The following is a 13635-nucleotide window of genomic DNA, read 5'->3' as shown; positions in this document are numbered from 1 at the left end:
ACTTAGCACATCATTTATTTGCAGTAAGCCCCTATCTTTAGGGGCTTTTTTATTGAAGAAAACTCTATTTTGCTCCAAGCTATAACTCTTAGATATTGGGGAATTACTAGCATGTTGCGACAGGTCACTCGCTTACTATCCATTGTTTCAATTATCCTGTTACTTGGGTTTATTGCGATTGTCATTATTCTTAACACTTCTTTACTAAAACCGACAACGAATGCTCTCTTGCAGTATTGGTTGGGACCAAACACTCATGTTGAAAATGTCGCCTATACCTCACCAAATCATTTAAAGTTATACGATGTAACATTAGAAAATGGCGATATCATCGAGTCAGTCGATAGCTGGTTAACCCTATATCCTACGCAATTTAAACAACTCGAATTCGATGCTCTGTTGCTGAATGGGCTTACCTTAACCAGCGACGGTTTCAATACTCTGCCTATACGCCAATGGAAAATACATCAGCTTTCACTCGATAACGTCACTCTAAATATTGAACGTTGGAAAGCTGTGCAAGCGGACATTCAGTGGCAAAATCCACAATGGAAACAAGACCAAATATTGCCGAATGGGATATTCCAAGCCCATGCCAACATTCTAGTTTGGGACGATCAACTTCCGCTAAACGATGTGCTGATCAATGGTACCTTCAATGATACACAGCAACGTTTAAGTGGACTTTCATTAAAATGGAAAGACTCTCACGTTGAAGCTCAAGCAACACGAGACAGAAACCGCTGGATTATCAATGATGTTACGATAGAAAACCTTCTTATTGAAGAATATGATATTTCTCCAGAATTAAAGCAGCAACTTAAACAATGGGTCACATCGATAGACTCTATTGAACGATTTGACTTACTACGGGGGCAAATTCAGTGGTACGAGACCACTTTAAACAACCTTGAATTGTCCGCAACAAACTTTGATCCTAATAACCTTCTTATATGGCAACAGTTCGATACTTCGATTTCATTTAAAGCGGACAGTATCGATAACCAAGGAATATTGTGGACTGACCCCAATATAAAACTCACCCTAAAACCAAACAGTATCGATATCGATGATATGAGTATCGGGTTATCCGGTGGAGATATTCACTTATCAGCTCACTTCGAGCCCACCTTAGCGGAAATTTATAAACTTGATATCATTGCCGTTAAACACGCTATTGAACAAGAGCAACCTCACTATTCAGCATTCAGTAACTATATCCAGCAGTTGGATCAATTACATGTCGATAAATTACGCCTACTAAACGGACAACTAATCCAACTTGCACAGAAACCTTACTGGCAATTCTCTGGTGTTAACCTGGAGTTTCTCAATGCCGATCTCGTTCAAGATAACCACTGGGGGTTATGGAATGGGCATTTTTCAGTATCAGTGAATAGTCTCAGTTACGATAGTGTTCTTGCTACGCAAGCCATTATCGAAATGAACAGCAACGGCCAAGATTGGAATATGTCTCGAGCATTTATTCCTTTTACCAAAGGCTATCTTAGTGCTCAAGGTCAGTGGCGATTTGGACAAAATGGCCAACCTTGGAATGTCGTCGTTGAAACTGACAGCTTTCCTCTTCAACTCTTTAAAAACACACCTTTACCTTTAAATGTCGATGGCATTATCGATATGCAGCTCTCTGCAAATGGCCTTTCTGGCGATGAAACAATCTTACGCCATACGTTAACTGGAGAACTGGATCTGTCATTGCGAGATGGGACTTTTAAGCTCAAACAGAAAGGGAAAAATGATACACATTCCTTCGGCATAGAACATTGGCACATACAGTCACACAAAGGCGAAGTGACAACTTCTAAAGCAAATGTAGTCGGAGATAGATTTAACGGAGTACTCGAAGGTGAATATGACTTATCAACAGAAAAAGAGAATCAAGGGTTTTCTTTGTCCTATCGAGAAAATGGACTAAAGAAAACCATCAACGTTTTACACTCTACTGAGTAATCAGTTTTTGGTAATTAGGGATCAGCATATAAGTCCCGACAAAACGTACCGCAGCGTGTCGACCACTTTTGATGGTCACATTAACAACAATTCTTGCTTTTCGACCAGACTCTAATCGGTCTAAGTCCCCACTAATATCATCCAAAGAAGTAGATGCAACCGGAGCATCAATAACGGGTTTGTGATAGCGAACTTGGCTATCAACTAAGACAATATCTCCTCGTAAGTTCCGCTCTTTCATCAACAGCCATGCCATTCCCCACCCAGTCAAGGTCGCCAACGTAAATGCGGCGCCTGCAAACATACTGTTATGAGGGTTAAGATTTGGATTTAGTGGTGCACTACACTCAAATTGAAAACCATTATACTGATTTATCTTAATTCCCATTTTATCGCTAATTGGGATCTGCTGTGCCCAGCGCTCTTGCAGTTCATTACACCACTCTGGCTTACGTTGTACTGTCGCCATAGGGTCTAACGGCTTAACCATCTGTTGATGTCGTACTGGACCTCTCGTATCAGTAAGCGACCCTCGACACTCAAAGCCGTTACGCTCATAAAAAGCAATCGCATCTTCACGAGCATTACAAACCAAACGCTTTGCACCTTCTTGACGAGCGAGTGATTCTAATGTCACAAGAAGAAACGAGCCCATTCCTCTATTACGTCGGTTTGATTTAACCGCCATAAAGCGAATCTGGCCTTCGCAGTCTGGAGTAATGTATAAGCGACCGATAGCCATTGGGCGACCACTACCATCAACAATCATACGATGATGACTCATAATGTCATATTCATCACGCTCAGAGCCGATCGGGAGGTTCCATGGCTCTCTTAGCATTTGCCAACGAAAATGGTAATACTTGTTAATTTGGTTATCTGTCGTCGGTGCTATGATCTTAAACATTCTCTGTACCCTAAATTGTTCATCTAATCGCCCAAAATGTTTTTACACTTGCAACCAAAATGTTACGGGGCCGTCATTAACTAATGACACTTTCATATCGGCAGCAAATTGCCCTGTTTGCGTCGGAACAATGTTACTGCTCAATGTATTAAAATAATCGTAAAGCCGTTCAGCATCAACTGGATCAGCGCCACGAGAAAATCCGGCTCGAGTTCCCTTTTTAGTATCTGCTGGCAACGTAAATTGAGACACAACTAGGAGTTCTCCTCCAATTTGCTCAACATTGAGATTCATTTTCCCCTGCTCATCTTCAAAAACTCGATACCGAGTAACTCGTTCAACTAAGCGCTTAGCCTTCGCTTCATCATCACCTTTTTCTACACCAAGTAACACCAAAAGACCTTGGCTAATTTTACCAATTACTTCACCATCAACAGTAACGGAAGATTCACTAACCCTTTGAATCAAGGCTATCACACGTAGGACCCTTTTCTTGATTTTGAGAAATTGAAGTAGAGTTTACCATGATATTGGAATCTTCTCTCCATTGTTCCTCCTCACCACTAGAAGCGGTCACTTCAGCACCTAACAATACGATTAACCAAGAGAGGTACACCCAAACAAATAAAATGGGAATCGCTGCTAACGCCCCGTAAATCAATTGATAAGATGGGAAGTTGGTAATATAGAGCGCAAATCCTTTTTTACTCGCTTCAAACAAGATGGCTGCAATTAAAGCTCCAAACATGGCATGTCTAAACTTCACCGACATATTGGGAACCAATAAATATAAACCAGTGAATAAAACCAAAGAGATAAGAAAAGGGAGACCAGCCAACAGCACACTATACGCACCGCTAACTGCCGCATTTTCCAAGAGCTGAGTCGACGTTAGGTATGAGCTCACCGCAAGGCTTGCTCCAACAAGCAAAGGCCCTAAAGTAAGTATCATCCAATACATAGAAAGTGATAGGACCCAACTGCGCTTTTCTTTTACTCGCCATATGTAATTTAGGGTCTTATCGATATTTGAGATCAAGGTAACCGCCGCAACAAATAGGAATCCACCACCAACCGCGCTCATTTTTCCAGTGTTTGCGACAAAATTACTTAGAGCATCGCTAACGGCATCCCCTGCCGCTGGCACAAAATTATTAATCACGAATGACTGAATAACGTCACCAGCACCACTGAAAATGGAAAAAGTACTGAGTACAGATAAAAGCACGGTTAACATTGGAACAATCGAAATCAACGTTATATAGGCAAGATAGCCTGCGTTTACGCTAATTCGATCATGTTGCATTCTTCTATATAGGTAGAATAAATAACTTCTCACTCCAAATACCATCCTTTTAAATTTCAACTTGCCTCTCCCCAAGGAGTGGTATACGTTACTGATCTTCAACATAGAATCGATTACTTCAAATCACTCAACCGATCGATTGGTAATTCATGACCTCTCGCAGTGTTGAACCATAAAGTTACTTGAGGATATATCCTAATATTATCATTCTAATAAAAAGGAATTACTAATGCGCTATTTTCTGGCTCTTCTTTTTTCAATCACATTCTTAACTGGTTGTGAATCCACTTACTATTCGGCACTAGAGCAAGTCGGCGTCCACAAGCGAGACATAATGGTCGATAGAGTAGAAGAAGCAAAAGACTCTCAACAAGATGCACAGGAAGAGTTTTCCAGTGCATTGGAGGCTCTTTCTTCATTAACACAATTTGATGGTGGCGATCTTGAAGCTATGTACAATCAAATTAATGATAAATACGAAGATAGTGAATCTGCAGCCGAAGAGGTAAGTGAACGTATCTCGGCAATTGAAGATGTTTCAGAAGCACTGTTTGAAGAGTGGGAAGAAGAATTAGAACTCTATACCAACACTAAACTTCGCCGTAATAGCGAAGTAAAATTAAAAGAAACCAAATCCTCATATCAAACGATGTTAAAAGCAATGAAAAAAGCTGAAGCGAAAATGGATCCAGTATTGAACACGCTTCGCGACAATACGCTTTATCTAAAACACAATCTCAATGCCAGTGCCATCACATCACTTCAAGGGGAGTTTTCCAGTTTAGAAAAAGATATCTCTTTTGCAATTAAAGAGATGGAAGCGGCTATTGCTGAATCTGATAAGTTTCTTAGCAAGTTAAATGCTCAATAGAGCCTGTTTTACTTTCAGGCAATTGAATAACAAAGCTTAAAAAAATCCGTAGAGTTGAAATAAAAAAAGGAGCTGGGAATTTATTCTCAGCTCCTTTCTATTAATATAAGAAGTACTTATTTCGCTGGGCGACTCGCTCGCTTACGATCATTTTCCGTTAAGAGTCTCTTACGAATTCGAATACTCTCTGGAGTTACTTCTACTAGTTCATCATCATCAATAAACTCTAAAGCTTGTTCCAATGTATATTTAATCGCTGGAGAGAGAACTTGAGCTTCATCAGTTCCTGACGCACGAACGTTGGTAAGCTGCTTACCTTTAAGGCAGTTAACGGTTAAATCATTTGAACGGTTATGAATACCGATAATCTGACCTTCATAAACTTCATCAGCGTGCTCTGCAAATAAACGCCCACGCTCTTGAAGGTTAAACAGTGCATAAGTTAACGCTTTACCTGTCGCATTAGAAATTAACACACCGTTATTACGCTGACCAATAGTGCCACCTTTGTGCGGGCCATAATGTTCAAACGTATGATAAAGCAGACCAGATCCAGACGTTAATGTAAGAAACTCTGTTTGGAAACCAATCAATCCACGTGACGGCATAATAAAGTCGAGACGTACTCGGCCTTTTCCATCAGGCGACATATCTTTTAATTCACCTTTACGGATACCGATATTTTCCATGATTCCACCTTGGTGCTCATCAAGAACATCGATGGTAACAGTCTCAAACGGTTCCATTAATTGGCCATTTTCTTCACGGATGATAACCTCTGGACGAGATACCGCTAACTCAAAGCCTTCACGACGCATGTTTTCAATTAGAATTGAAAGGTGAAGTTCACCACGACCTGATACTCGGAATCTGTCTGGATCATCAGTTTGCTCAACGCGCAGTGCTACGTTGTGAACCAATTCTTTTTCTAATCGCTCTAGAATATTACGCGAAGTAACGAACTTGCCTTCTTTACCAGCGAATGGTGAAGTATTTACTTGGAAAGTCATTGTTACCGTTGGTTCATCAACAGAAAGAGGTTCCATTGCTTCAACTGTATTCTGGTCACAAATGGTATCTGAGATCTTCAGTTCACCTAGACCCGTGACGGCAATAATGTCTCCAGCAGTCGCTTCAGCAACTTCATGACGCTCTAAACCAAGATAGCCAAGAACTGTACCGACTTTACCGTTACGCTTTTTACCATCAGCACTTACGATCGTCACCTGTTGATTCGGTTTGATGCTACCACGAGTCACTCGAGCGACACCAATAACACCTACATATGAGCTGTAATCTAGCTGTGAGATTTGCATTTGCAATGGACCATCAAGATCAACCTGAGGTGCTTCCACGTTATCTACAACTGCTTGGAACAGTGGTTCCATATCTTCGCCTTCGACGCTGTCATCAAGTGTTGCCCAGCCATTTAATGCCGATGCGTAAACCACTTGAAAATCGAGTTGGTCATCAGTTGCACCAAGGTTATCAAACAAATCGAAGACTTGGTCCATAACCCATGAAGGACGAGCGCCTGGGCGGTCAACCTTATTAATAACAACAATTGGCTTCAAACCATGGTCAAATGCTTTCTGCGTTACAAAACGAGTTTGAGGCATCGGCCCGTCAACGGCGTCAACAATCAGCAATACAGAGTCAACCATCGACATAATACGTTCCACTTCACCACCAAAGTCGGCGTGTCCGGGAGTATCTACGATATTAATGCGGTAATCATTCCAGTTGATCGCGGTATTTTTCGCCAGAATGGTGATACCACGTTCTTTCTCAATATCGTTGGAGTCCATAACGCGCTCTTCAACTTCGCCGCGAGACTCTAATGTCCCAGACTGTTGCAAAAGTTTGTCGACAAGAGTGGTCTTGCCGTGGTCAACGTGTGCGATAATCGCGATATTTCTTAGTTTCTCAATCTTAGATGTCGTCATGGATTCTATATCGTTTAGGTGAAAGTCAAAGGCCACTGAGCAGAGTAAAACTCAGCAACGAGACGCTTTTACGTCAAAAGTGGCGAATAATTTACCAGAATTTGAGGAAAAGCCTAGGAATATGTGATCTTACACAAATAAAAGTGCCCATTTCCTCCCAATTAGCCCCAAATCTGCATATTTGAACGATAGCTTGACAAAAATTCATCTTAATTGTGCTCAAATGACGATTGACAAATTAGGGTGGAATAGTGCTGAATAGTAGCAAATATAGCGACCATTTGGTGCAAAACCACCAACAATGCACCCAATTGGTGCGTATTGTGATCATTTTAGTGCAATACCAGTGCAGGGTACGACAAATACTCGAAACAACATATTGAATTAAAAGGATTTATAAATATGGCACGAATTTGGCTTTGAAAGTTCCCAGCAATAGTTATGCTCAAAATTACGCATTGAATTGATGCAGCTCTCAAAGGCAAGTCGAGCGTTTACCGATTTTTTAACACTGGAGGTTATCCAAGATGTCAGTAGAAAATGTTTTATCGCTGATCCAAGAAAACGAAGTTAAGTTTGTTGACTTACGATTTACCGATACTAAAGGTAAAGAACAACACATCTCAATCCCTGCACACCAAGTCGATGCAGACTTCTTCGAAGATGGTAAAATGTTCGATGGTTCATCTGTTGCCGGTTGGAAAGGCATTAATGAATCTGACATGGTAATGATGCCTGATGCATCAAGCGCAGTTCTTGACCCGTTCACAGAAGATGCAACTCTAAATGTACGTTGTGACATCCTTGAGCCAGCAACAATGCAAGGTTATGACCGTGACCCACGCTCTATCGCTAAGCGCGCTGAAGATTTCATGCGTTCTACTGGTATTGCAGATACAGTTCTTATCGGTCCAGAACCAGAGTTCTTCCTATTTGACGATGTTAAATATGAAAACAACATGTCTGGTTCATACTTCAAAATTGATGATATTGAAGCTGCATGGAACACAGGTGCTGATATCGAAGGCGGTAACAAAGGTCACCGTCCTGGCGTTAAAGGCGGTTACTTCCCAGTAGCTCCTGTTGATTCTTCTCAAGACATTCGTTCAGCTATGTGTTTAATCATGGAAGAAATGGGTCTTGTTGTTGAAGCTCACCACCATGAAGTAGCAACTGCTGGTCAGAATGAAATTGCAACTCGTTTCAACACATTAACGAGCAAAGCAGATGAAATCCAAATCTATAAGTACGTTGTACACAATGTAGCTCATGCATTTGGTAAAACCGCAACGTTCATGCCTAAGCCACTTGTAGGCGATAACGGTTCTGGTATGCACGTTCACCAATCTCTAGCAAAAGATGGTGTTAACCTTTTTGCTGGTGATCTATACGGTGGTTTATCTGAGACTGCTTTATTCTACATTGGCGGTATCATTAAACACGCTCGCGCTATCAACGCATTCGCGAACGCATCAACTAACTCGTACAAGCGTCTTGTACCTGGCTTTGAAGCTCCTGTAATGCTTGCATACTCTGCACGTAACCGTTCTGCTTCAATCCGTATCCCAGTGGTACCAAGCCCTAAAGCGCGCCGTATCGAGCTACGTTTTGGTGATCCAACAGCGAACCCATACTTAGCATTTGCAGCAATGCTAATGGCTGGCCTAGACGGAATCAAAAACAAGATTCACCCTGGTGATGCAGCTGATAAAGACTTGTATGACTTACCAGCAGAAGAAGCAGCTCTAATTCCAACAGTAGCTGAGTCTTTACAACAAGCTCTTGAGTGTCTATCTGAAGACCGCGCATTCCTAACAGAAGGCGGTGTATTCTCTGATGACTTTATCGATTCTTATATCGCTCTGAAATCTCAAGATGTTGAGAAAGTGAACATGGCAACCCACCCATTAGAATTCGAACTATACTACTCTGTATAATTTAAGTTTCTCTTAGGTTTCAATCTAAAAAAGCTCGCTACCAGCGAGCTTTTTAATTTTCTATCAATATAACTTTACCTATTGATCTAAAAAGTAAATTTTCCCATCAAAAATTCTCTACTCTTCTAATTTAGGCAAGATAATTGCATCGTTGTAGATACACATGGTGCATTGTTGCAGTTATACCTACTCAGGTTACTAATTTAATCGACATACCTGAATCTAGCTTATTGATTTGTTGTTTCAATGCTCCATACTAGTAACAACTCATGCACTACAATAGTGCGACGCATCATATTAAGTCAAAACAGGTTGCCCAATGAGTAGCGAATTAAGTGACACAATATTAGATAATATTGTTACTTCCACAATGATATTGGATGAATCGTTACGTGTACGGTTTGCAAATCCCGCAGCTGAGCAACTTTTTTCTCAAAGCGCAAAGCGTATTATTAATCAACCTTTGTCCAACTTAATTCAACACGCTTCAATGGACTTAGCTCTACTTTCTCAACCACTACAAAGTGGGCAAAGTATTACCGATAGTGATGTCACTTTTGTCGTAGATGGAAAGCCATTAATGCTGGAAGTAACCGTTAGTCCACTCTCTTGGCAAAAACAATTAATGCTCTTGGTTGAGATGAGAAAAATAGGTCAGCAGCGACGCTTAAGCCAAGAACTAAACCAACATGCTCAGCAACAAGCGGCTAAACTATTGGTTCGTGGGCTTGCACATGAAATTAAAAACCCGCTAGGTGGCCTAAGAGGAGCTGCGCAACTTCTTGAACGTATGTTGCCCGACCAAAGCTTAACGGAATATACACAAATAATCATAGAACAAGCAGATAGGCTTCGAGCGTTAGTTGACCGTTTATTGGGACCACAGAAACCTGGGAAAAAATGTTCTGAAAATTTGCATTTAATATTAGAAAAGGTTCGTCAGCTCATTGAGCTTGATGCCCATGCAAATTTATCAATCGATAGGGATTATGACCCAAGCCTACCAAATATCATGATGGATACCGATCAGATAGAACAAGCCATGCTCAATATTGTTAGTAATGCTGCGCAAATTTTATCTAGCCAACCACATGGAAAAATAGCGATACGCACTAGAACGGTGCACCAGGCTAATATTCATGGCCAACGTCATAAATTAGTCGCACGCATCGAAATTACCGATAACGGCCCAGGAATTCCCACCGACTTACAGGACACACTTTTTTATCCCATGGTTAGTGGTCGTGAAGGCGGTACTGGATTAGGCCTATCAATATCGCAAAATATCGTTGACCAACATAATGGCAAAATTGAAGTCGAAAGTTGGCCAGGAAGAACCACTTTTACCATTTATTTACCAATTAAATAATGTTAGTAACCGTTGCTGTTGAGGAAGCAAATTATGAGTAAAGGATACGTATGGGTTGTCGATGATGACAGCTCTATCCGCTGGGTTATGGAGAAAACCCTATCATCAGCCAACATCAAATGTGAAACATTCTCTGACGCGGAAAGTGTATTGATGGCGCTCGAGCGTGAGACACCTGATGTATTAGTATCAGACATTCGAATGCCTGGTATTGATGGTATCGAATTGCTGCATCAAGTTCACTCTCGCTCTCCAGAGCTTCCTGTAATAATCATGACAGCTCATTCAGATCTCGATGCCGCTGTTAATGCATACCAAAAAGGTGCATTCGAATACTTACCTAAACCTTTTGATGTCGATGAAACGTTAACGCTGGTTGAACGAGCGATCGCGCATGGACAAGAGCAGCGAAAAGAGAATTCTCAGCTTCTGGTCGCTCAAGAAAGTGCGCCAGAAATCATAGGCGAAGCACCGGCAATGCAAGAAGTATTTCGTGCAATAGGTCGTTTGTCTCGTTCATCCATCTCTGTACTTATTAATGGTGAATCTGGTACTGGTAAAGAACTGGTAGCTCATGCTTTGCACAGGCATAGCCCTAGAGCACAAAAGCCATTTATTGCGCTAAACATGGCAGCGATTCCGAAGGATTTGATTGAGTCTGAACTTTTTGGTCATGAAAAAGGCGCATTTACTGGTGCGAATAGTGTACGTCAAGGGCGTTTTGAGCAAGCTAACGGTGGAACACTATTTTTAGATGAAATCGGTGATATGCCATTGGATATTCAAACTCGTTTACTCCGAGTTCTAGCCGATGGCCAATTTTATCGTGTTGGCGGACACTCTGCTATAAAAGTTGATGTTAGAATTGTTGCTGCGACGCACCAAGATTTAGAAAAGCTCGTACATCAAGGCAATTTTCGAGAAGATCTATTTCACCGCCTTAATGTAATTCGAGTTCAGATTCCTGCACTTCGAGAACGTAAACAAGATATCGAAAAATTAACCAAACACTTCCTTGCTCAAGCAGCGACCGAGCTTGGCGTAGAAATGAAAACCTTGCATGACAAAACCGTCGATATTCTTAATCGACTAGATTGGCCAGGAAATGTTCGACAATTGGAAAATATGTGTCGTTGGCTCACCGTCATGGCAAGTGGTAGCGAAGTACTCCCTAGTGATTTGCCGCCAGAATTACTAACCGAAAAGAAAAGTGTCGAATTCGATGGTGATTCAAGTTGGCAAAAGCAGCTAGAAACATGGGCTAAGTCGGCCTTATCTTCCGGACAAACAGAACTTTTATCTTATGCTCTTCCAGAGTTCGAACGCATTTTACTTGAGGCTGCCCTTAATCATACCAACGGGCACAAACAAGACGCCGCTAAAGTATTAGGCTGGGGCCGCAATACTTTAACCCGAAAACTAAAAGAACTGTACTAGACACTCCACTAATGACTCCAGAACAAATCGATAGCTAGGCTTTTGTCGATTTGTTCTAGACTTATCATCGCCAACTCATTATTTTCCTATACTTAAACACAACCGATAAAAAAAGAGACTGGTCTCATATGATAAACCGCAGCCTTCCGCTTACCGATATTCATCGTCATTTAGACGGAAATATTCGAACACAGACCATTATTGATCTTGGTCGTACACACGATGTGGCTTTACCTAGTTTTGATATTGATAAGCTAACGCCTTACGTGCAAGTGGTTGAAAATGAACCTTCTCTCATCGCGTTTCTTTCTAAATTAGATTGGGGTGTGAAAGTATTAGGTGATCTAGAAGCGTGTCGAAGAATTGCCATTGAAAATGTTGAAGATGTCTTTCACGCTGGAATCGATTACGCTGAATTACGCTTTTCGCCTTACTATATGGCATTAGAGCATCAACTCCCACTTGAAGGCGTTGTTGAGGCCGTGATCGACGGTGTAACAAGCGCCTCTAAGCAATATAACCTACCCATCAACCTAATTGGAATCATGAGTCGAACATTTGGTCAGAAGGCTTGTCAGCGAGAATTGGAAGCCATCTGTGCCTATAGAGATAATATCATCGCAATAGATTTAGCTGGAGATGAGCTAAATTACCCGAGTGAACTATTTCTTGAACATTTTAAACATGCTAGAGATCTAGGGTTTCATATCACAGCTCACGCAGGAGAAGCTGCTGGATCAGAAGCTATATGGCATGCAATCAATGAATTAGGCGCTGAACGTATTGGTCACGGAGTCAAAGCTATAGAAGACCCTAAATTATTGGAGCATTTAGCCCAACATCAAATTGGAATTGAATCTTGCCTCACCTCTAATATACAAACGACAACCGTCCTAAATTATGAGAACCACCCAGTTAAGGCTTTTTTGGATCGAAATATCTGCGTTTCATTAAACACAGATGACCCTGCAGTCGAAGGCATCGAATTACCGTACGAATATCAAGTCGCCGCAAAGAAAGTTGGTTTAACTCAAGACAACTGTGAAACGCTACAAAAAAATGGTCTCGAAATGGCATTTCTTTCTGAAAATGAGAAGCAGAAATTAATAGATAAAGTGGCACAACGGGCTTAACATTTCTCAAATCACTTTTTCTGAAGTTCCACTCATACATCCACTACGCTTGCTGCATAACCACTAATAAACAACCACAAAAAAGCCTTAGCATTTCTGCTAAGGCTTATGTGCTCTATTGTAAAGTACGTGGCGGAACGGACGAGACTCCCTATCTTGCAAAATGCAGCAGTCCCCGGCGTGACAGGTCGCTTTCTCTAAACAAATAAGCTAACCAACTGAACTACCGCTCCATTTTCACTAATACAGCTACAGCACAATCTCTAACAAACAAGCACAAAAAAGCCTTAGCATTTCTACTAAGGCTCATGTGTAAATGGCGGAACGGACGAGACTCGAACTCGCGACCCCCGGCGTGACAGGCCGGTATTCTAACCAACTGAACTACCGCTCCACGGTATTCTTACTAATCAAAGTCTTATATAACTATTGCTTCAACTAGTTTTGCCTTCAGATTTACTTTATAAAAAAGAAAAATCTAAAAACAATAATAAAGCCTGGCGATGTTCTACTCTCACATGGGGAAGCCCCACACTACCATCGACGCTATTTCGTTTCACTTCTGAGTTCGGAAAGGAATCAGGTGGGTCCAAAACGCTATGGTCGCCAAGCAAATTCTAAAATTCGGAAAGCTGTTAGTTCTACTTAATACACATTCAATGTTCTATTCTTTGAGTCCATCAAAAACCCCTTGGGTGTTGTATGGTTAAGCCTCACGGGCAATTAGTACAGGTTAGCTCAATGCCTCACAGCACTTA

At 41.3% G+C, this 13635-nt stretch carries 10 protein-coding genes, 1 tRNA gene and 1 rRNA gene; 6 read left to right on the top strand and 6 right to left on the bottom strand.

Annotated elements, in window-relative coordinates; all coding sequences use genetic code 11:
- Window positions 1-111: 111 nt before the first annotated feature.
- The gene (locus ACWU4D_RS11365) at window positions 112-1971 is read left to right on the top strand and encodes an AsmA family protein (protein WP_456051550.1); all 1860 of its coding nucleotides are present in this window, start codon (window positions 112-114) and stop codon (window positions 1969-1971) included.
- Here the strand turns inward: ACWU4D_RS11365 and ACWU4D_RS11360 are convergent.
- From ACWU4D_RS11360 to ACWU4D_RS11350, 3 genes are read right to left on the bottom strand one after another with little or no spacing between them, the layout of a single operon-like run.
- Window positions 1961-2878 carry a bifunctional GNAT family N-acetyltransferase/hotdog fold thioesterase gene (locus ACWU4D_RS11360; RefSeq protein ID WP_456051549.1) on the bottom strand — a complete coding sequence of 306 codons (918 nt, stop codon included), beginning with the start codon at window positions 2876-2878 and terminating at the stop codon, window positions 1961-1963. The two genes, ACWU4D_RS11365 and ACWU4D_RS11360, sit on opposite strands and share 11 nt — an antisense overlap.
- A 42-nt stretch (window positions 2879-2920) precedes the next feature.
- The gene (dtd, locus tag ACWU4D_RS11355; protein ID WP_456051548.1) at window positions 2921-3355 is read right to left on the bottom strand and encodes a D-aminoacyl-tRNA deacylase; all 435 of its coding nucleotides are present in this window, start codon (window positions 3353-3355) and stop codon (window positions 2921-2923) included.
- Complete coding sequence (locus tag ACWU4D_RS11350; RefSeq protein WP_456051547.1) at window positions 3330-4244, bottom strand: virulence factor BrkB family protein; 915 nt, start codon at window positions 4242-4244, stop codon at window positions 3330-3332. The genes dtd and ACWU4D_RS11350 overlap by 26 nt, the downstream gene beginning before the upstream one ends.
- Window positions 4245-4413: 169 nt before the next feature.
- On the opposite strand from ACWU4D_RS11350, the gene ACWU4D_RS11345 reads away from it, so the two are divergent.
- A complete protein-coding gene (locus ACWU4D_RS11345; RefSeq protein WP_456051546.1) occupies window positions 4414-5055 on the top strand; it encodes a DUF2959 domain-containing protein in 642 nt (213 codons plus the stop codon).
- 116 nt (window positions 5056-5171) lie between these two features.
- On the opposite strand, the gene typA is transcribed toward ACWU4D_RS11345, so the two are convergent.
- Window positions 5172-7001: a translational GTPase TypA gene (gene typA, locus ACWU4D_RS11340; RefSeq protein WP_456051544.1), complete on the bottom strand. Its 1830-nt coding sequence runs from the start codon at window positions 6999-7001 to the stop codon at window positions 5172-5174.
- Between the two features lie 527 nt (window positions 7002-7528).
- Between typA and glnA the strand changes: the two genes are divergently transcribed.
- From glnA to add, 4 genes are all read left to right on the top strand, one after another.
- Complete coding sequence (gene glnA, locus ACWU4D_RS11335) at window positions 7529-8938, top strand: glutamate--ammonia ligase (RefSeq protein ID WP_456051543.1); 1410 nt, start codon at window positions 7529-7531, stop codon at window positions 8936-8938.
- A 319-nt stretch (window positions 8939-9257) separates the two neighbouring features.
- On the top strand, window positions 9258-10307 hold the full coding sequence (gene glnL, locus ACWU4D_RS11330) for a nitrogen regulation protein NR(II) (RefSeq protein ID WP_456051542.1): 1050 nt from the start codon (window positions 9258-9260) through the stop codon (window positions 10305-10307).
- A gap of 33 nt (window positions 10308-10340) precedes the next feature.
- Window positions 10341-11744 (top strand): nitrogen regulation protein NR(I), encoded by a 1404-nt coding sequence (glnG, locus tag ACWU4D_RS11325; RefSeq protein WP_456051541.1) that lies wholly within the window; start codon window positions 10341-10343, stop codon window positions 11742-11744.
- 128 nt (window positions 11745-11872) lie between these two features.
- Window positions 11873-12877 (top strand): adenosine deaminase, encoded by a 1005-nt coding sequence (add, locus tag ACWU4D_RS11320; RefSeq protein ID WP_456051540.1) that lies wholly within the window; start codon window positions 11873-11875, stop codon window positions 12875-12877.
- Window positions 12878-13194: 317 nt separating this feature from the next.
- Here add and ACWU4D_RS11315 read toward each other — a convergent pair.
- Both ACWU4D_RS11315 and rrf read right to left on the bottom strand, forming a co-directional pair.
- Window positions 13195-13271 (bottom strand) — tRNA-Asp (locus tag ACWU4D_RS11315).
- A 101-nt stretch (window positions 13272-13372) separates the two neighbouring features.
- Window positions 13373-13488: ribosomal RNA gene (gene rrf, locus ACWU4D_RS11310) — 5S ribosomal RNA — on the bottom strand.
- Window positions 13489-13635 lie beyond the last annotated feature (147 nt).

This window comes from Vibrio phycocola, assembly GCF_053850235.1.
Note: the sequence above shows the minus strand (reverse complement) of the source record. Positions and strands in the feature narration are given on the sequence as shown.